This is a genomic window from Mycolicibacterium phocaicum (assembly GCF_010731115.1).
GTDB lineage: Bacteria > Actinomycetota > Actinomycetes > Mycobacteriales > Mycobacteriaceae > Mycobacterium > Mycobacterium phocaicum.
In genome coordinates this window covers 4,080,261-4,100,975 of the sequence record NZ_AP022616.1, presented here as the reverse complement: position 1 = coordinate 4,100,975, position 20,715 = coordinate 4,080,261, and the positions used below count along the sequence as shown (strand labels likewise).

12 protein-coding genes and 1 pseudogene are annotated in these 20,715 nt (G+C 67.5%); 1 reads left to right on the top strand and 12 read right to left on the bottom strand.

The genetic code is table 11. The features are described from left to right. Positions 1-20: 20 nt before the first annotated feature. Positions 21-197: pseudogene (locus G6N46_RS19630) on the top strand (HNH endonuclease); the annotation flags it as partial. 116 nt (positions 198-313) lie between these two features. Here the strand turns inward: G6N46_RS19630 and G6N46_RS19625 are convergent. The 12 genes from G6N46_RS19625 to glf all read right to left on the bottom strand — a co-directional run bounded on the left by G6N46_RS19625 (position 314) and on the right by glf (position 20,674). After that, complete coding sequence (locus G6N46_RS19625) at positions 314-1,240, bottom strand: alpha/beta fold hydrolase (RefSeq protein WP_061006997.1); 927 nt, start codon at positions 1,238-1,240, stop codon at positions 314-316. A gap of 157 nt (positions 1,241-1,397) precedes the next feature. Next, positions 1,398-2,972: an acyl-CoA carboxylase subunit beta gene (locus G6N46_RS19620; protein ID WP_061006998.1), complete on the bottom strand. Its 1,575-nt coding sequence runs from the start codon at positions 2,970-2,972 to the stop codon at positions 1,398-1,400. Between the two features lie 10 nt (positions 2,973-2,982). Further along, the gene (pks13, locus tag G6N46_RS19615; RefSeq protein WP_275938045.1) at positions 2,983-8,418 is read right to left on the bottom strand and encodes a polyketide synthase Pks13; all 5,436 of its coding nucleotides are present in this window, start codon (positions 8,416-8,418) and stop codon (positions 2,983-2,985) included. A gap of 45 nt (positions 8,419-8,463) precedes the next feature. Then, complete coding sequence (gene fadD32 / locus G6N46_RS19610; protein ID WP_138251109.1) at positions 8,464-10,347, bottom strand: long-chain-fatty-acid--AMP ligase FadD32; 1,884 nt, start codon at positions 10,345-10,347, stop codon at positions 8,464-8,466. Between the two features lie 219 nt (positions 10,348-10,566). After that, entirely contained in the window at positions 10,567-11,580 is a 1,014-nt protein-coding gene (culp6, locus tag G6N46_RS19605) for a carboxylesterase Culp6 (protein ID WP_138251110.1), read from the bottom strand. Between the two features lie 114 nt (positions 11,581-11,694). Beyond that, on the bottom strand, positions 11,695-12,585 hold the full coding sequence (locus G6N46_RS19600; protein ID WP_061007006.1) for an alpha/beta hydrolase-fold protein: 891 nt from the start codon (positions 12,583-12,585) through the stop codon (positions 11,695-11,697). Between the two features lie 232 nt (positions 12,586-12,817). After that, positions 12,818-13,819 carry an esterase family protein gene (locus G6N46_RS19595; RefSeq protein WP_029104783.1) on the bottom strand — a complete coding sequence of 334 codons (1,002 nt, stop codon included), beginning with the start codon at positions 13,817-13,819 and terminating at the stop codon, positions 12,818-12,820. 163 nt (positions 13,820-13,982) lie between these two features. Beyond that, positions 13,983-16,001 carry a terminal beta-(1->2)-arabinofuranosyltransferase gene (gene zomB / locus G6N46_RS19590; protein WP_135357112.1) on the bottom strand — a complete coding sequence of 673 codons (2,019 nt, stop codon included), beginning with the start codon at positions 15,999-16,001 and terminating at the stop codon, positions 13,983-13,985. Then, the gene (locus G6N46_RS19585; RefSeq protein WP_061007002.1) at positions 15,998-16,912 is read right to left on the bottom strand and encodes a decaprenyl-phosphate phosphoribosyltransferase; all 915 of its coding nucleotides are present in this window, start codon (positions 16,910-16,912) and stop codon (positions 15,998-16,000) included. The genes zomB and G6N46_RS19585 overlap by 4 nt, the downstream gene beginning before the upstream one ends. Next, on the bottom strand, positions 16,909-17,448 hold the full coding sequence (locus G6N46_RS19580; protein WP_138251132.1) for a phosphatase PAP2 family protein: 540 nt from the start codon (positions 17,446-17,448) through the stop codon (positions 16,909-16,911). The genes G6N46_RS19585 and G6N46_RS19580 overlap by 4 nt, the downstream gene beginning before the upstream one ends. Positions 17,449-17,483: 35 nt before the next feature. Next, positions 17,484-19,433 (bottom strand): glycosyltransferase, encoded by a 1,950-nt coding sequence (locus tag G6N46_RS19575; protein WP_138251111.1) that lies wholly within the window; start codon positions 19,431-19,433, stop codon positions 17,484-17,486. 5 nt (positions 19,434-19,438) lie between these two features. Beyond that, on the bottom strand, positions 19,439-20,674 hold the full coding sequence (gene glf / locus G6N46_RS19570) for a UDP-galactopyranose mutase (RefSeq protein WP_061007004.1): 1,236 nt from the start codon (positions 20,672-20,674) through the stop codon (positions 19,439-19,441). Positions 20,675-20,715 lie beyond the last annotated feature (41 nt).

Below are 20,715 nucleotides of genomic sequence, written 5' to 3'. Positions count from 1 at the left end.
CAAACGGGGTGAACCCCATGAGCAACGGGTGCCTGCTGTGCCCGGCGTGCCACGCCAACGTGCACCACGACGGCTGGGACGTCGTCATGCGCCTCGACAAACACCCCTGGCTCATCCCACCCGCCACCGTCGACCCACAACGAAAACCAATACCCGCCTACAACCGCCGCACCATGCGACTCGACCACGCCGCATAACACCTAAAGCGTTGTGCACCTTGACAACTCAATAGTGAGCCTGGCCCTCATGTTCGCGCGGCGGGTGGAATTCGCATCCGCCGCGCGAACATCAGAGCCGCGAATCCAGCAGCGATCTAGGGTGTTCCGATGAAATCGACGCCCGCGGTGATCGCCGGGCGGTGCCGCAGAATCCGGTAGTGCGCGAGCCGGCCCAGACCCTTCGTGGTCTCGAGGCGCGCGCCCGGCCAGGCCTCGGCGATCTCGGTGCTGGACGAATACGGGCTGTCCGGATCATCGGGGTCGTGGATGAGCAGCAGCGGCCGGTCGCCGGCGTGCACGGCCGACGCGGTGATGTCGGTGTCCAGCAGCGGCATTCCGAGCCGTCTATCTAGACGCCGGTGCAGGCGATCCCGGATCCGCCGCCCGAAGTTGTGCCGTTCAGCGAAGGCGTCCAGGTACCACGTGAAGTCGCCCATCGGCGCGAGGAACACCAAACGCCCGGTCTGTGCACCGCGCGCCGCGGCCAGCGCAGCCGACTTCGCACCCAGCGAATGACCGATGACGGCATGCGCCGGACCGTGCTGAGCGATGACGGCCCGTACCGCCTCCGCGCACTCGACGATGGTGGTGCGGCCCGGCGCCAGCGCTCCCGGCTCGGAGTCATGATGGCTGGGCAGGTCGAAGGCGATGACCCGATATCCCGCCGCGACAAGGGGTTTGACGAAAACCGCCATGTGCGCCCGGCACCCGCCCCAACCGTGTACCAGGTACACGAGCGGACCCGAGCCCCACGACTGCCCGGCGATGCGGTGGCCGTCCCACGACGCTTCCAGTGGCGTGCTGTCCGGCAGACCGGGCGGCATCTTGGTGCTCAGGTCGACATCCGGCACCGTGCACCACAATTCGGTGGCCCAGCGGGCCCCGATCGCCGGCGCGAACCGCTCCAGCCACCAGAAGGCGCGGCGCGTTCGGTCCGGGACCGGCGGGAGCACACCGGCGTCGGTGTCGGTCACCGCTTCGCCGTTTCGAGCCTGCCCGCTACGCGATTCCGTCAATGCCATGCGTCAACCGCCTTGGTACGAAGAGTGTCATCCTGCGACGACCGTCGCTGACGATCTGGCACTACCCACAATGGCCCCGCCGCAAACATCGGCCGCCGGACGCAAATGTCCCCCAAACACTGTGTGCCGGGGGACATTTGAGTCAGCTCGCGAGAGATCAGAGTGGCGTCAGGCCGTGCTTGCGCGCGATACGGTCGTGCTTCTGCTTGTCGCGCAACAACTTCAGCGACTTGCGCAGCAGCAACCGGGACTCGTGCGGCTGGATCACCGCGTCGATGTAGCCACGTTCGGCCGCCGTCCACGGAATCGCCATGTTGGCGTTGTAGCCCTCGATGAAGTCCGCCTTGATCTTCTGCACCTCGGGCGCCGTCGGATCCGGGAAGCGCTTGACCAGCAGCTGCGCCGCACCCTGGGCACCGATCACCGCGATACGCGCGGTCGGCCAGGCGAAGTTCAGGTCGGCAGACAGCTGCTTCGAGCCCATGACGGCGTAGCCACCGCCGTAGGCCTTGCGGATCACGAACGTCACCTTCGGCACATCGGCCTCGACGATGGCGTTGAAGAAGCGGCCACCGCGCTTGATGATGCCGCCCGTCTCCTCGGCGACACCCGGCAGGGCGCCGGGGGTGTCGACGACGAAAACCAAAGGCAGGTTGAAGGAGTCGCAGAAGCGGATGAACCCGGCCGCCTTGTCGGAGGCCTCGTTGCCGATGGCACCCGCCATGAACAGCGGCTGGTTGGCGATGACGCCGACCGGCCGGCCGTCGACCCGCGCGAACGCGGTGATCATCTCCGGAGCGCGCTGTTCGGCGATCTCGAAGATGTCGCCGTCGTCGAACATGCGCAGCAGGATGTCGTGCATGTCGTAGCCGGCGTTGTCGGCGTCCGGCACGATCTTGTCCAGCTCGAAGTCGCTCGGGGTCAGCTCGGGCTCCAGGCCCGGGTTGACGATCGGCGGATCGTCCCATGTGTTGGCGGGCAGGAAGCTCAGGTAGTCGCGGACGTACTGGAAGGCGGCCGCTTCGTCCTCGACGACCTTGTGGATGTTGCCGCGCTGCGCCTGGATGTCCGCGCCACCGAGCTCGTCGAACGTCACGTCCTCGCCGGTGACGTCCTTGATGACGTCCGGGCCCGTGATGAACATGTAGCCCTGATCGCGCACGGCCACCAGCAGATCGGTCTGGATCGGCGAGTACACCGCACCACCGGCGCACTTGCCCAGGATGATCGAGATCTCCGGGACGGTGCCGCGCAGCATCTCGTGGCGGCGGCCCAGCTCGGCGTACCACGCCAGCGAGGTGACGGCGTCCTGGATACGGGCGCCGGCCGAGTCGTTGATGCCGATGATCGGGCAGCCGACCATTGCCACCCACTCCATGAGCTTGGCGACCTTGCGGCCGAACATCTCGCCGACCGAACCCTGGAACACCGTCTGGTCATGGCTGAACACCGCGACGGGACGGCCGTCGATGGTGGCGTGGCCGGTCACCACACCGTCGCCGTACAGCGCGTTCGGGTCACCGGGCGTCTTGGCCAGCGCGCCGATCTCGAAGAAGCTGCCCGGGTCGACGAGCGCGTGGATGCGGGCGCGGGCCGACGGAATGCCCTTCTTGTCGCGCCGCGCCTTGGCCTTCTCGTCACCGGGATCGGCTGCGCGCTCGAGCTTTTCGCGAAGCTCGGCGAGCTTCTCCGCCGTAGTGGCAGGGCTGCGCGTTTCGGTAACTTCAGTCACGGTTCTCCTACTACTTCCCGGCCTGGATCTGGTTGATGGCCTGGCTCATGTGCGCCCCCACCTTGGCAATGTACGGCTCGTCGATGGCCTGGATATGCTCGCCGCCGATATTCACGACCTCCAGATCGGGAGCGAACTCACCCCAACCACCGTCGGGCTGACGGGTGGCGTACGCGGGCTCGAACACGATGGCATCGTCGTGGTAGCGATCCGCCATGTAGAGCACGACGTGACCGTCATACGGCTGGATATCGATGGTGTCCAGCGCGCGGTTGTCGAGGTACGACGTGCGCTGGTGCTCGATGATGCCGCCCGGAATCTGCACGCCGCTCTGCGCGACGATGTCCAGCACGAACTTCACCTGGCCCTCGTCGTCGAGCTTCTCCAGTTCCTCATACGGAATCTCGGGAACCTCGACGTTGAAGGTGCGCTCGGCGAAGCGGGCGTAGCGGTCCCAGCGGGCCCGCATGCCGGCCTGGGTCTTGTCGATCGGCACACCTGGCCGCACGCAGTCGATCAGTCCGACGTACCGGACATCGGCGCCGGCCTGCTTCAGGCCGATGGCGCACGCGTAGGCCAGAGCCCCACCCAGCGACCAGCCGGCCAGCACGAACGGACCCTTGTGCATCTCCAGCAGCTTCGGCACGTACTCGGCGGCGCGCTCCTCGATGGAGCCCTCGACGCGTTCGATGCCATACACCGGGATGTCCTCGGGCAGACGCTTCAACAGCGGCTCATAGACCACCGTCGACCCACCGGCGGGGTGGAAGACGAACAGCGGTACCTGCGGCCCACCTTCCTTCGGTGCGCGCAAGGTCCGGACGAATCCGTCGACCACGCCGTCTTCCAGCTGATCACGCACGATCGTCGACAGCTCTTCGATCGTCTTGACCGACCGCACCTGCTCGACCGTCACGATGCCCTCGGCGCGCTCGGAGAGCCGCTCGGACAGCTTGGTCGCGGTCGCGTCGTCGACGGCCGGCAGCTCGTTGAAGATGCCGCCGGGCGATTTGCCGGTGACGATCGCCCAGGTCGCGAAGGTGACGCGCTCGGCGGCGTCACGCGGCGGCACGTCGGCGCCGAGCGCCTCGGTGACCGCCTCCTGCGTGAGGACCTTGGCGGCAGCCGCGGCCGCGGTGGCCTGGTTCGGACCGGCCGGTCCCGACGGGTTCGTCGGCGGCGGCGGGGCGGCCGGGCCGGACGGGTCGGTCGGGGGCGGCGGAACCTCCAGCGCGACAGCGGAATCCGTGGCGATGTCGGCCGCCGCCGGCTTGGCGTCGTCCTTGTCGGCCAGCGGGTGTCCGGCCTCGGCCAGCTTGGCCTCCAGCTCGGCGACGGTCGTTGCGCCACCCATCAATTCGGCCTGCGCCGCGGCGATCTCCTCGGCCGTCTGGCCCTTCTGCGCCTCGGCGAGCTGGCCGACCTCGTCGCGGTGCTCGATGGCGTAGTGGATCAGCTTCTCCACCGCGTACAGGTTGGCGTCACGCACCGCGGTCAGCTGGATGGGCGGCAGGTCGAAGTCGTACTCGACGCGGTTCTTGATCCGGACCGCCATGAGCGAGTCCAGACCCAGCTCGATCAGCGGGACCTCCCACGGCAGGTCCTCAGGCTCGTAGCCCATGGCGCCACCGACGATGGCACCCAACCGGTCCGCGATGGTCTCACCGGAGTCCGGCGACCACTTCTTGAAGCCGGCGGCCAGGCCGGCGCCTGCCGTCAGGTCGTCCTGCAGGATGGCGGCGTCGTCTTCGGGTTCCGGTGCAGCAACGGCGGTTTCGGCAGCCGAAGCACCGACAACTGCCGGCAGCGCCGTGCCACCCATGGCGACCGGCAGGGCCGCGCCATCACCACCGCGGGTGACGACGGCGTCGTACACCAGCGTGAAGGACTCGCCCATGCGGGCGTGCACCTGCACCGTGCCGCCACCGGGGTGCCGGGTCAGCGTGGTGACCAGGCGCGAGCCCTCACCCGGGATGGCGCGCTGCTCGAACGCGGTCAGCGCCGCATCCGGAAGCACCTGCGCCGCAGCGGCTTTCACCAGCTTGGCCAGCGCTGCGGCGTCGACCTCGCCGCGCGGGGCGTACTCCCACACGTGGCGGCCGTCCGGGGTGGCGACGTGGCTGCCCGGCTCGATGGCCGAACTGTCGGCGGTGAAGTTGGCGTCCAGCCAGTGCGGCTTGCGCTTGAAACGCGTCGGCGGGATCGGCGCGTAGTCGACGGCCGGGTCCTTGGCCGGCGAGAACAGCGTCCGGAAGTCCAGGTCATGGCCGTGCACGAACAGCTGCGCCATGGCATTGGTCATCGAGTCGACCTCGTCCTGCTTACGGGCGAGGGTCGGGATCAGCTGACCGTCGTGAAGGCCCGCAGACATGGTGGTGAGCCCAACCTGCATGAGCGCCACCGGGTTCGGGGCAAGCTCCAGGAACGTGGTGTGCCCGTTGTCGACGGCGTTGCGGATGCCGTGGGTGAAGTAGACGCTGTGGCGCAGCCCCTTCTTCCAGTACTCGACATCGTGGATCGGGTCGGCACCGGCCCGGATCAGCTGGCCTTCGTGCACCGTCGAGTAGTAGGCCGTCTGCAGCGGGTGCGGCTCGATGCCCTGAATTTCCGCGGACAGCTCGCCGAGAAGCGGGTCCATCTGCTGCGTGTGGCTGGCACCCTTGGTCTGCATCTTGCGGGCGAACTTGCCCTCGGATTCGGCGCGGGCGATGATCGCGTCGACCTGCTCCGGCGGACCGCCGATGACGGTCTGGGTCGGGGCGGCGTAGACGCACACCTCGAGGCCCGGGAAGTCGGCGAAGACCGTCTTGATCTCCTCGGCCGAGTACTCGACGAGCGCCATCAGGCGGATGTACTCGCCGAACAGCATGGCCTCGCCCTCACCCATGAGGTGAGCGCGCGAGCAGATGGTGCGGGTGGCGTCGGCCAGCGACAGACCACCGGAGAAGTAGGCCGCGGCCGCCTCACCGAGCGACTGACCAACGACCGCACCGGGTTTCGCACCGTGCGCCTTCAGCAGTTCGCCGAGCGCGATCTGCAGCGCGAAGATCACGGTCTGGACGACCTCGATGGGGTATTCGCAGGTCTCGTTGGTGTAGTCGATGGCGTCATCGAGGATCAGCTCGACAACCGAGTAGCCGCGCTCGTCCTGGATGTGGGCGTCGACCTTGTTGATCCACTCGGCGAAGATCGGATCGTTCAGGTACAGGCTCTTGCCCATCTTGCGGTGCTGCGCACCGAAACCGGCGAGCACCCACACCGGACCGTTGGTGACCGGGCCGTCGGCGGCCAGCACCAGCGGGCTCTGCTTGCCCTCGGCCAGGGCCCGCAGCCCCTTGACCGCTTCGTCGTGGTCGTGCGCGAGAACCACTGCGCGCGAACGGCCGTGGTTGCGGCGCGACAGCGAACGACCGATGGACTCAAGCGAGTAGGACCGGCCCTTCTCGCTGTCGATCCAGTCCGCCAGCTCCGCCGCGGCGGCCTTCTTGCGCGAGGTCAGGAACCCCGAAACCGCAAGCGGCACAATGCGCTTGACCGGCTCAGCGGCTTCCAGCTCGGCACGGCCGGCCTCGATCAGCTCCAGCGCCCGCTCGGTCAGGCCGGGGAGCTCGGGCTCGTCGTCGGTCTCGTAGCCGTAGAACTCGGCGTCACCACGCGTGTCGTTGTCGTCGTCGATGAACTCGCCGTACTCGTCCATCTTGACGCCGCCGACGTAGACGGCGTTGGCATCGGAGGCCGGCTTCTCTTCCGCCACAACCTCTTTGGGCTCCGGCTCGACCAGGTCGCTCGGCAGCACCTGGCGCATGACGAGGTGGGCGTTGGCGCCACCGAAACCGAAACCGGAGACACCGGCGATGGCGTGGCCGCTGTAGCGCGGCCAGTCCGACAGCTCGGCGTTGACCTTGAGGTGTTCCTTGTCGAAGTCGATGTACGGGTTCGGGCCCGCGTAGTTGATCGACGCCGGCAGTTTGTCGTGGTACAGCGCCAGCGTCATCTTCGCAACGCTGGCCGCACCGGCGGCCGACTCCAGGTGTCCCACATTGGATTTCACGGCACCCAGCAGTGCCGGCTTGTCGGCGGCACGGCCGCGGCCGACGACGCGGCCGAGCGCGTCGGCCTCGATCGGGTCACCCAGGATGGTGCCGGTGCCGTGCGCCTCGATGTAGTCGACGGTCTTGGGGTCGATGCCGGCGTCCTTGTAGGCCTTGCGCAGCACCGCTTCCTGAGCGTCGGGGTTGGGGGCCAACATGCCGTTGGAGCGACCGTCGTGGTTGATGGCCGAACCGGCGATCACGGCGAGAATCTCGTCACCGTCGCGTCGTGCGTCGGCGACACGCTTGAGCACGACCATGCCGCCACCCTCGGAGCGGGCGTAACCGTCGGCGTCGGAGCTGAACGACTTGATGCGGCCGTCCGGCGCCAGGACGCCGCCGACCATGTCGAAGCCGACCGTCACCATCGGGGTCACCAGGGCGTTGACGCCACCGGCGACGACGACGCTGGCCTCACCCGAGCGCAGTGCCTTGACGCCCTCGTGGATCGCGACGAGCGACGACGAACATGCGGTGTCGATGGCCATCGACGGCCCGCGGAAGTCGAAGAAGTACGACACCCGGTTGGCGATGATGGAACTCGCGGTGCCGGTGATGGCGTACGGGTGCGTGATCGACGGATCGGAGACCGACAGGAAGCTGTAGTCGTTGGTCGAGCTGCCGACGAACACACCGACCGACTCGCCGCGCAGCGACGACGCCGGGATGCGGGCGAACTCCAGTGCCTCCCAGGTCAATTCGAGCGCCATCCGCTGCTGCGGATCGATGTTGTCGGCTTCCATCTTGGCCAGCGCGAAGAATTCGGCGTCGAAGCCCTTGATGTCCGACAGGTAGCCGCCGCGGGTGCGGGCCTTGGCCACCCGCTCCGCGATGCGGGGCTCCGACAGGAATTCTTCCCAGCGGCCCTCGGGCAGATCGGTGATGGCGTCGCGGCCTTCGACCAGCGCCTGCCACATCTCGTCGGGCGTGTTCATGTCACCCGGGAAGCGGGTGGCCAGACCGACGACCGCGATGTTCATCGCGTCGTCGTCGGCGTCGCGGGACCAGTCCTCGGCGTTCGCGGCCTCGGTGTCTTCCTCGGGCTCACCCTCGATGATGACCTGCGCCAGCGACTCGATGGTCGGGTGCCGGAACGCCACCGTGGCGGTCAGCGTGACACCGGTGAGGTCCTCGATGTCGGACGCCATGGCAACCGCGTCACGCGACGACAGGCCGAGCTCGACCATCGCCGTCGACTCGTCGATCCGGTCGGCCGGCTGGCCCGTGGCGTTGGCCACCCAGTTGCGCAGCCACTCACGCATCTCCGGCACGGACATGCCGTTGGCCCGAGCGGTTTCCTGCCCCTCCTGCGGCGAAGTGTCGATTTCGTTCGAATTGTCTTCGGTGTCAGTCATTTTCACTGTTCACTTTCGCCGCCGGACAGGGAGCCGGGTGTGGGGTCAGTTCAGATCGTCGGGGAAGGCGTTGGCCACCTTGCCGCTGCGCAGCGTGCCGTCCAGGTACGCCGCACGCGTGGCCCGGCGGCCGATCTTGCCGCTGGAGGTACGCGGGATGGCGCCGGCCGCGGTCAGCAGCACGTCGCGGACGGTGACGCCGTGGCGGACCGCGATGGCGGCGCGGATGTCGTCGACGATCGGCTGGGGCTCGAGCTTGTGCGCACCCGGGGCACGCTCGGCGACGATGACCAGCTGCTCGGAGCTGTCGTCGGCATCGCGCTTGAGGCCGACGTGGACGTCGTCGAAGACCGAGTCGGGCAGCTGGTTGGCCGGCACCGAGAACGCCGCCACGTAGCCGACGCGCAGTGCCTTGCTGGCCTCCTGCGCCGAGTATTCGAGGTCCTGCGGGTAGTGGTTGCGACCGTCGATGATCACCAGGTCCTTGACGCGACCGGTGATGTACAGCTCGCCGTCGTGGTACGCGCCGAAGTCACCGGTACGCACCCAGGTGGCGTCGTCGGCGGCGCCTTCGGCGTGCGACGGGCTGGTGCGCGACTTGAGGGTGTTCTGGAACGTCTCGATGGTTTCCTCGGGCTTGCCCCAGTAGCCGGTGCCCATGTTGGCGCCGCTGATCCAGATTTCACCGATCTGGCCGTCGGGCAGCTCGGTGGCGGTCTCGGCGTCCACGATGACGGCCCACTCGTCGACACCGATCTTTCCGGCGCCGGCCTGGGCGACGGCCTTCGGCGAATCGTCCGGAACCACCACGAAGGTGCCGGTGTTGAGGGCGTCGCGGTCCACCGACACGATGGTCGGCTCGTCGGAGGACGGCGTGGTCGACACGAAGAGCGTGGCCTCGGCCAGACCGTACGACGGCTTGATGGCCTTGGACGGGAAGCCGAACGGGCCGAACGCCTCGTTGAACCGGCGCACGGTGGCGGCCGAGATCGGCTCGCTGCCGTTCAGGACGGCCTTGACGTTCGACAGGTCGATCGGTTCCTTCGGCACGCCACGGGCGGCGGCGTGGTCGAACGCGAAGTTCGGGGCCACCGAGATGACACCGCCGGTGTCGCCTTCCTTGCGCGCCATCTCACGAATCCAGCGCTCCGGGCGACGGACGAAGGCCGCCGGGGTCATGAAGGTGAAGCTGTGGCCGATCATCGGCGCCAGCAGGGCGGTGATCAGACCCATGTCGTGGAAGAACGGCAGCCAGGACAGACCGCGGTCGCCCTCTTCGCCCTCGAGCGCCTCGACGACCTGCACCACGTTGGTGGCCAGGTTGAGGTGGGTGATCTGCACGCCCGTCGGGATGCGGGTCGAGCCCGAGGTGTATTGCAGGTAGGCGACGGTGTGCTCGTCGACCTCGTCGAAGGGGATCCAGGTGGCCGCGACCTCGTCCGGGACGGCGTCGACGGCGATGACGCGCGGACGCTCATTGGCCGGACGGCTGCGGAAGAACTTGCGCACGCCCTCTGCGGCGGCGGTGGTGGTCAGGATGGCCGACGGCTTGCAGTCGTCGAGCACGGCGTGCAGGCGGCCGACGTGGCCCGGCTCGGACGGGTCGAACAGCGGCACGGCGATGCGGCCGGAGTACAGGACGCCGTAGAACGCCACGAGGTACTCGAGGTTCTGCGGGCACAGGATCGCGACGCGGTCGCCGACCTGGGTGACCTGCTGCAGCCGCGCGGCCACCGCCTTGTTGCGGGCGCTGAACTGCGCCCAGGACAGGTCCTTGGCCTCGCCGTCACGTTCCGTGGAGTAGTCCAGGAACCGGAAGGCCAGCCGGTCGCCGCGGACCTTCGCCCAGCGTTCGACGTGCTTCACGATGCCGGCACCGTCCGGGAAGGTGATCTTCCCGTTCTTGACGAACGGGTTGTGGAACGCCATCAAACTCTCCTGTCACAGCCTGCCGCGCCGGCTACGTCGTGTGCAGCCAGTCACGCCAAATCCCGGCAAATGGTACCGGGCAGTAGCGATATGCCACCCCAAGATTGTCCGGTCGATGATAAGACCGTGCTCTTAGCTATCTCTTAATGTTAGGTGACGCGAATTCGCAGGCCAAATCGCCCCACCGGTTTTGTACTCGTCAGTAGCCAACCAGTGATGTCAGCCGTGTTTGGGGTGCGGCGCATCGTCGACGAGTTGCTTGGCCCAGTTCAGTGTCCACTGCGTGGAGGTCTGCCCGTCAAGGGTCCAGAACTGCGGCGTGTTGTACAGCGCGTGCACCGGTCCCGCGGCGCTGCCGGACAGCGTCGCGAGCGTGCTGGGCAGGTTGACGACGTTGAACGCCTCGGTCGGCGCGGCGCAGATCAGGTCGCCCTTTCCGCAGATCTCGTTGACCCGGTCGTTGAGTGCACCGAAGCCGCCGACGCGCGGTCCCGTCATGTTCAGTCCGAGCATGCCGAGCGGCAGTTCGTGCAGCGTGATCTCGGCGCCCTGTCCGGGCGGGTTCGGACCGATGTCCTTGCCCACGTCGGGCTGGCGGCGACCGTCGGCGATCAACGTCACGCCGAGCACCAGATCCTGGTCGATGGGACCACGGCCGTTGCCGATGTCGCTGGCGATGTCACCGGCGATCACCGCGCCCTGCGAGAAGCCGATGATCACGAAGCTCGTCAGCGGGCACCGGTTGTTGATGTCCGTGATGGCTTCGACAGCCTTCTTCTTGCCCTCTTCGCGGCTGTCGTTGTACGACATCTGGTTGTCCGCGGCGAGCGGGTTATGGAACTGCGCGGTGTAGGGCACCGTGTACTGCGCCAACCGGTCGGCGCCGAACTGCTGGCCGAGCGGATTGCTCACGTTCAGCAGCAGCGCGATCGGGAACGACGGCGTCGGGTTCAGCGGGTCGAGCGCCCGGGAGGACTCCCAGGTGCCCGGGATCGAGATCAGCTGCACATCGGGGCAGTCGGCCGACTGGTAGGCCGGCCGCGGCTTCGACGGCTTCGCGGTGGGACCGGACGTCGGCGGCTGCGCCGACGGCGGCGTCGGCCCCGGGATCTCACCGGGCTGCCGCAGCCACACCACGATCGCGAAGGCGACCACGATGACCAGCAGTGCCACCGCACCCGCCGCGGCAATGGCGAGGATGCGATGGCGGCGGCGTCGATTATTGGTGGCCATGTGGTGTGCGGTCTCCTGCGGGCTGAATCAAACGGTTGTCATCCGAATCTAGTCAGCAGGCATCACGGACTGGTCACGCCGGCGGGTTCCGTCGGCAATATCACTCCGGTTGAGCTAGCGGATTACGCTCACCAATTCGCCCGACATGGCACCGAGCTGACCGCTCCAGCTGCCCCAGTCGTGCTGCGGGCCGTCGGGGAAGTCGAAGTGCCCGTTGTGGCCGCCGACGCTGCGGTAGTGCGCGTAGAAGGCGCGGTTGCTGCCCTGCGCCTGGTCGCAGTAACCGATCATCGCGGCCGGGTCGCTGCACGTGACCGTCGACGGGCTGAAGACCCAGATCCGGGTGTTGTTCTGGTTCAGCAGGCTCACGTGCACGTCCGGGTCGTGCCACTTCCAGCGGCCCAGCTGCGGGGCGCCCCACATACCGTAGGTGTCCACGCCGCCGAACTCGCGCATCCCGGCGGTGATGGCGCCGTTGAACGTCGTCGACGACGGCGTCAGGAATCCCGACAGCGAGCCCGCGAAGCGGAACCGGTCCGGGTGGAACTCGGCCAGCGCCAACGCGGCGGTGCCGCCCTGGGCCGCGCCGACGACGCCGTGGCCGTTCGGGGCCAGGCCCTTGGTGGCGGCCAGATAGTCCGGGAGCTCCTGGCTCAGGAACGTCTCCCACTGCTTGCTGCCGTCCTGCTCCCAGTTGGTGTAGAAGCTGAACGCGCCGCCCGCCGGGGCGACCACCGAGATGCCCTTACCGGCCAGCGTGCCCATGGCATTGCCGGCGGTGACCCAGTTGCTCACGTCGGGGCCGGCGTTGAAGGCATCGAGGAGATAGACCGCGTGCGGACCACCGGCCTGGAACGTCACCGGGATGTCGCGGCCCATCGCGGCCGAGGGCACCATCAGCGTCTCGACGCCCGCGGCCCGGGCCGTTCCGGTACCCGTCAGCAGGCCGCCGGCGAGCACTACCGCCGCCGCCGTCCCAGCCATCGTCCGGAACATCCCCCGCATTGCCTGCAGCCCCATAACCAACCTCACCTGTTCGTGATCGTCGAGCGTCCTGAACCCGCGTTGTAGTGAACCACATCACCTCGACAGATGTCCCGGACAACAGGAGGGAACGTTGCCAGCGGATGGGGTGATTTTCGCCGACACCGCCATAAACGACTGACGGCGACGACCCGTGAAGGTCGCCGCCGCCAGTGCGAGTTGTTGCCAGAGGCTCTACCTCGGGATCAGGTTGTTACGCCTGGCCCGAAGCACCCAGCACACGCTGCAGGTCAGGCTTCATGGCCTGCAGCTGCTGGCCCCAGTAGCCCCAGTCGTGGGTGCCGCTGTTGGGGAAGTTGAACACACCGTTGGTACCACCGGCAGCCAGGTAGGTCTGCTGGAAGGTGCGGTTGGTGCGGATGGTCAGGCCCTCCAGGAACTTGGCCGGCACGTTGTCGCCGCCCAGGTCGCTCGGGTTGCCGTCGCCGCAGTAGACCCACAGACGGGTGTTGTTGGCGACCAGGGTGCCGATGTTGACGAACGGGTCGTTGCGCTTCCAGGCGTTGTTCGGGTCGCCAGTGGAGCCCCACATGTCGTCGGCCTTGTAGCCGCCGGCGTCACCCATCGAGATATTGACCAGGAACGGCCACCAGCCCTCGGACAAGTTCAGGAAGCCCGACATCGAGCCCGCGTAGATGAACTGCTGCGGGTGGTAGATGGCGAGGGTCATCGCGGCCGAACCGGCCATCGACAGACCGACAGCAGCGCCACCGGTCGGCTTGACCGACTTGTTGGCCTGCAGGTAAGCGGGCAGCTCCTGGGTCAGGAAGGTCTCCCACTTGTAGGTGGAGCAACCGGCCTTGCCGCAAGCCGGCTTGTACCAGTCGCTGTAGAAGCTGGACTGGCCGCCGACCGGCATGACCATCGAAATGCCCGAGCCGTTGTACCACTCGAAGGCGGCGGTGTTGATGTCCCAGCCGTTGTAATCGTCCTGCGCACGCAGACCGTCGAGCATGTAGACGGCCGGCGAGCCGGCGCCACCGCTCTGGAACTGGATCTTGATGTCGCGACCCATGGCCGCGGACGGAACCTGCAGGTACTCAACCGGCAGACCGGGACGCGAGAAAGCCCCTGCAGTCGCCGTTTCACCGACGACACCGACAAGACCGGGCAGCGCTGCCGCGGCAACGGCCGCAACCGCCATCCGGCGCGGCATGGCCTTGGCCATCGACCGCATCTTCCCAACGAAACTCATACCGCTCCCTAATCTTTCCTATGACGGCGTACGGACAACCCTCATCCCCGCCTCTGCCGTTGAGGTGACGATCAGGCCGGGCGCACACGCCCGAGTGGTTATCGCCGCATGGTTCACCGGCGTTACCTACGCTTCAGACCGTGCCAGCGCTCGTGCGCTGAAACTACGGACCGGTAGCCGGTAAGCCAGTGTAAGGGGTCGACAGCCTCGGAGGCACATCGAGCCCACACCGGTGCAGCTCGTATAACGGCACGCGATCGATCCGGTAACGGGTAAATGTGAACGCGTGTACCAGATTTGACATGAACCGGTGGAAGCCCATCGGCGCGCGTACCGAACTGAGCATCGTCTCGGTCTCCGGGCATGTCAGCGCGACCGCCGCCTGCGCCACCCAGTCCTCGTCCAGGTACGTCGGTATCCACGGGCGCTTGCGCAGGTACGGCCCCTCGGCGACCGCCCAGTCCGGGAACAGGTCCTTGTCGTGGCCGATGCGCGCGTCGTCCAGCCGCGCGGTGTGGGCGGCCAGCGGGTTGGCGAGCCCGATCTGGTCGATCACCCGGACCTCGAGCGGCAGGTTCATGCCCATCATGCCCAGGTTGGTGAAAAAGACTGTGTGCGGACCTTTTTCGAACCAGTTGGGCGGGGGCGGCGACGTCGGGTCCGGGACCGGCGGCGGCATGGCCGGAACCACGTCCCACTGGTCGTAGTTGCCCGACGGCAGCAGCAGCGCCCCGACCGGGGTGTTGTCGATGGCCGCCAGCACCGCCCGCATGCGCGGATAGTCCAGGTAGTCCGCGGCCGTGAGCGGATGCGCGTGCCCGGTGGCCTGCGAATAGAAGCGCCGTTCGTCGACGATGCCGGAGTAGGTCACGCGGGTGGCGTCATATCCGAGCCCCGGCGAGTTGGCCGCCCACAGCGACCAGCCGACCACCGCCAGCCACAGGGCGGTCGTCGTACCGGCGAGCGCGTAGCCGACCTCGCGGGCGATGTTCTTGCCGTCGGGAAGGACGATCGGAATCACCGCAACCGGGATGACCAGGCAGAACAGCGGAACCAGCAACACCCGGCCGTGCATGAAGTCACCACCCTGGCGCAGCCAGTACAGGCCCTGCACCAGGCCGCTGCCGGCCATGAAGATCACTACGGCAGTGGGACTTTGAATCCGGCGGGCCAGAGTGCTGTAGCCGCGCGGCGCCGACTGGCCCCACCACGGCCGGCTGTGAGTGACGAACAACACAATCGCCAGTGCCACGGTCAGCACCGCGGGCACCCACAACAGATAGGGCCGGTTGAAGTTGCCGAGGTAGACGAAGCCCTGCTGCCACTTGGATCCGGTGGCGTCCTTGGCCAGCGCGGTGATCGGCACCAACAGGCCGTAGTAGCCCATCCGGAAGATCTCGTAGGCGATCGGGAGCAGACCACCGGCCACCAGGATGACGACGCGGCGGCGCCGGCCCCGGGCCGCGACCAGCAGCATGACCAGGGCCACCCCGCCGATCAACGCCAACTCGGGCCGCACCAGGACCGACAGACCGGCCAGACAGGCCAGGGCGCCGTCGAACCGGGCGCTGGTGAGATTCGCGTCGCCGTCGCGGCCCTCGGCGGGCGCGCGCAGGGCACCACGGCCGGGAGGAGCGATCGAGCTCTGACACCAACACACCATCATCCACCAGAGCAGCCCCAGGTAGGCCATGATCAGGCCGTTCTCCAGGCCCGAGGTCGCGAAGTCGCGCGCCGGCGGCACAGCCATGTAGACGAGGGCGCCGGCCGGCACCAACAGCGCGCGGCGGCCCCGCAGCCCGGGGGCGTACAGCCGGCCGGTGCCGAGCATCGCGAAGACCAGGCCCGCCACACTCAGGGTCAGCGCCAAGACCAGCGCCACGTACTCGAGCTGCACCGAGCCGCCGATCCAGGCACCGACGGTGACCAGATAGGTCCACAGCGTCGAGGTATTGGACTCGACGCGCTCACCGACGTTGAAGACGGGGCCGTTGCCGGCCAACAGGTTTCGCACCGTGCGCAGCACGATGAGGCCGTCGTCCGCGATCCACCGGCGCTGCCAGGCGCCCCAGCCAAACAGTGCGGCGGACACCACGACGCTCAACCACAGGCTGATCCGCGCGGCCCGGCCATACGGGAAGACCGGCCCGCGCAGCAATTGCCGAGCGGGCGAATCGGTCACCGGATCAGTCCGGGCAGAATCGCGGCAACGAGCGTCGCGACCAGGGCCACGCCCAGCAGCTGCAACACCCGGTCGTTCAGCACGATCTCCTCGGGCTCACCCGCCGCGCCACTGTCGACGTCGACGGCGTAACGCAGGATCGCGATGGTGAACGGCACCAACGACACCGCGAACCACGTGCCCTTGTTGCCCTCGAAGGCCCACAGGCCGTAGCAGAGCACCACGGCAGTCGCCGACAGCGTCCAGACGAACCGCAGGTAGCTGCTGGTGTAGGACTCCAGTGCCTTGCGGATCTTGGCGCCCGTGCGTTCGGCGAGCTGCAGTTCGGCGTAACGCTTTCCGGCCGACATGAACAGCGAGCCGAACGCGAACACCAGCAGGAACCATTTGGACAGCGGAATCCCGGCGGCCACACCGCCGGCGATACCGCGCAGCGGGAAACCCGAGGCGTTGATGCAGATATCCAGCACCGCTTGATGTTTCAGACCGAAGCAGTAGGCCAGCTGGGACGCGATATAGACCGCCATGACGATCGCCAGGCTGGGCGTGAGCCACCACGAGATGGCGAGCGAGCCGACACCGAGCACGACGGCCAGCGAGTAGGCCAGCTGTACCGAGACGACGCCGGCGGCGATCGGGCGGTACTGCTTTGTCGGGTGCAGGCGGTCTGCTTCCACGTCGCGGGCATCGTTGATCAGGTAGATACACGACGCAGCCATGCAGAACACCACGAACGCGACGCCGACGGCTTTGAGCACCTCGGTGTAGCTGTAGTGCGCCTGCACGCCGAGGGCTGCCAGCGGCGCGACCAACACCAGGACGTTCTTCACCCACTGCCGCGGCCGCAGCGCCTTGACGATGCCGGCGGCCAGGTTCTTCGGTGGCCCCAGCTCCTGCGTCACTTCGGTCATGCCCCAGCCTTCGGTTCGCGCTTTGCAGTTCGCTCGGAAATCGCGCCGACTGATTCGGCGACCGCGGTTCCCACCACGACACCGGTCAGGACGTCAGTGGGATAGTGCACGCCGAGAACCAAGCGCGACAACGCCATCGGCGGCACCAGGAACCACGGCAGCGGCAGGCCCGTGGCCCGGCCGATGAGGATCGCGGCGGCGGCGGTCGACGTCGCATGCGCCGACGGGAAGCTCAGCCGGCTCGGGGTGCCGACGTTGACGGCGATGGCCGGGTGTTGCGGGCGTTCACGTTTCACGACCCGCTTGATCAGCACGGCCGCCGCATGCGCGAAGAAGGTGCCGACACCGGCCGTCACCCAGGCCCGGCGACGCTGCGGTTGCAGCAGCGCGCCCAGACCACAGACGGCGAACCAGCCCAGGCTGTGCTCACCGAAGTACGACAGCACCCGGGCGCCGGCGAGGACGCCGGGACGGCCGGTCAGTGCGGACTGGACGCCGACCAGGATGGCGTCCTCACCGCGCGGGACGTCGGCAATGACGTCACCCTCGATGCCTCCAGCGCCTTCGAGGCTCACCGGGCACCGGCCGATTCCGGCTGGGAGGCCAACAGCACGGTCTCCCACCTCTCCTTGCTCGTCAGCTCCGGCAGCGCGTTGCGGTAAACCTTCCGCAGGCGGTTGAACCTGCGGGCCAGCAGCGCCTGACGCTTGAGCGATTCCCGCAGCAACTCGAACATCTTCTCGCGGTCGCGCTGGCGGTAGACGACACCGCGGCCGTCGGCAGTGGTGACGGTGACACCGTCGACCATGCACAGCGAGAACCAGCGGGCGTCCTGCGTCGCGACGTTGATCTGCGGCCGCACATGGTGTTCCGGGTCGTGCGGCTTGAGCTGGTTGACGACGCCACGAGTGAGCCGGATCGCGATCGCCGGCGGGCTGGTGGGAATCTTGACCTTCCGGCGCCACTTCTTGTCCGATGGCGCGGGCAGCGAGGTGGCGCTTTCCAGCACAACGGCGTCGGGGTACTCGTTACGCATGGCGCGCACGTCGGGCAGTGCGGACTCGAGGATGGTGAACAGGTTGTCCGGCCCGGCGAGGAAGTCGTCCATCGCCCGGTTCTGGATGGCCACCGTCGAATACTCAAGGCACAGCAGGTGTTTCATGGTCGCCTTGAAGTGGCTCGCAACCAGGCCACGGATGTTGCCGTCCCAGTGCAGCGCCGCCACGACGAGGCGGTTGCGCAGGTGGAAGTACGCCTGCCAGTCGATGGCGTCGTCTTTGTCGCTCCACGCCATGTGCCAGATCGCCGCGCCGGGCAGCGTCACCGTCGGGTAGCCGTGTTCGCCCGCACGCAGGCCGTAGTCGGCGTCGTCCCACTTGATGAACAGCGGCAGCGGCTGCCCCAGCTCCTCGGCGACGGCGCGCGGGATCATGCACATCCACCAGCCGTTGTAGTCGACGTCGATGCGGCGGTGCAGGATTCGGCTGCGGTACTCCTCCTCGTCGGCGAGGGGGTACTTCGCGAAGTTGTGGTCGTACTCGGCGTTGATGGCGTGCGTCCACATGAAGTTGGCCGAGTCGACCATCTCGCCCATGACGTGCAGGTGCGAGGGCTCCTGCAGGTTGAGCATCTGGCCACCGACCAGGGTCGGCGTCTTGGCGAACCGGTTGAACGCCAGCGCCCGCAGGATCGAGTCGGGCTCGACGCGGATGTCGTCGTCCATGAACAGAATCTGTTCGCAGTCAGTGTGTTTCAGCGCTTCGTACATCACGCGGCTGTAGCCGCCGGAGCCACCGAGGTTCGGCTGGTTGTGGATGGCCAGCCGGTCGGCCAGCGGGGCCGCCGCGGCCGCGAAGTCGGGGTGGTCCTTCACCTTGTTCGCACCCTGATCAGACACGATGACCGCGCCGATCACCTGGTCCACCAACGGATCCGACGTCAGCGCCGCGAGCGCGTTGACGGCGTCCGCCGGCCGGTTGAAGGTCGGGATACCGATCGTGATGTTCGCCCGCCCGGGCGCCTCCACGGGCGCGTACCAGCCGGCGCCCAGCACCGTCACCGCAGTGTCGGTGGTGATGTCGAACCAGATCCAGCCGCCGTCCTCGAACGGCTCCAGCCCGATCTCGAACTCGACCACTGCCGGCAGGCCGTCGTCGCCGCTGGCAATCTCGCTGCCGCCCACGGTGATTCGGGCGCCGGTCGCCTTCGAGCGGTAGACGTCGACACGCGCGCCGCCGGTCAGCTCGACGCGCAGCACCACCGAGGTCAGGATCGACCAGCGGCGCCAGTAGCTGGCCGGGAACGCGTTGAAGTAGGTGGCGAACGAAACCTCGGACTCCCCACCGATTTCCAGCGTGGTGCGGGTCGGGGCATGCGCGCGCCGGGCGTTGGTGGACGACTCCTCGATGTACAGCTTGCGGACGTCGAGGGGCTCACCCGGACGGGGCAGGATGACCCGCGACAGCAGGCTCACCGCACGGGACTCTCCCGACGCCAATGCGCCGGACGGGATGTCGCTCATGGTCTTCAGCTACTTTCTGTACCGGCGTCGCCGAGTGCCGCGCCGTCACGCAGATGCGGCATCAGCACGTTGTCGTACATGTTCAGCGCACTGGCGATGGCCATGTGCATGTCGAGGTACTGATAGGTGCCCAGCCGGCCCCCGAACAGCACTCGGTTCTCCTCGGTTTCGGCCTTGGCCCTGGCGCGGTAGGCCGCCAGGATCGCGCGATCCGAATCGGTGTTGATCGGGTAGTACGGCTCGTCGTCGTCGTTGGCGAAGCGCGAGTACTCCCGCATGATGACGGTCTTGTCCGTCGGGTAATCCCGCTCGGGGTGGAAGTGCCGGAACTCGTGGATGCGGGTGAACGGCACGTCGGGGTCGTTGTAGTTCATGACGGGCGTGCCCTGGAAGTCTCCGATGGGCAGTACTTCCATCTCGAAGTCCAGCGTGCGCCAGCCCAGCCGGCCCTCGGAGTAGTCGAAGTAGCGGTCGAGCGGGCCGGTGTACAGCACCGGCGCGCCGGGGCTCTCGGCCCGCAGCTGCTCGCGCACGTCGAACCAGTCGGTGTTGAGCACGACGTCGATGCGCTCGTCGGCGGCCATGTTCTCGAGCCACGCGGTGTAGCCGTCGACCGGCAGGCCCTCATACGTGTCGTTGAAGTAGCGGTTGTCGAAGTTGTAGCGCACCGGCAGGCGGCTGATGATCGACGCGGGCAGGTCCTTGGGATCGGTCTGCCACTGCTTGGCGGTGTAGCCCTTGACGAAGGCCTCGTAGAGCGGCCGGCCGATCAGCGAGATGGCCTTCTCTTCGAGGTTCTGCGCGTCGTCGGTGTTGATCTCGGCGGACTGCTCGGCGATCAGGGCCCGCGCCTCGTCGGGGCTGTAATAACGCCCGAAGAACTGCGACACCAGGCCCAGCCCCATCGGGAACTGGTAGGCCTGGCCGTCGTACATGGCAAAGACGCGGTGCTGGTAGCCGGTGAAGTCGGTGAACTGCCGCACGTAGTCCCACACCCGCTGATTGGAGTTGTGGAACAGGTGGGCGCCGTACTTGTGCACCTCGATGCCGGTTGTGGGCTCGGCTTCTGAATAGGCGTTGCCGCCGAGATGGTGACGGCGCTCGACGACCAGCACCCGCTTGTCGAGTTGGGTTGCCGCGCGCTCGGCAATCGTCAGTCCGAAGAATCCGGAGCCGACGACGATGAGGTCATAAGGGCCGGAGGACTGGGTCGCAGCGCCCCGGGAATCAGCGGAGGTCATCGGCGTTCAGGGTATCCGACAGAGGCCGTTCGGCCCGAAAA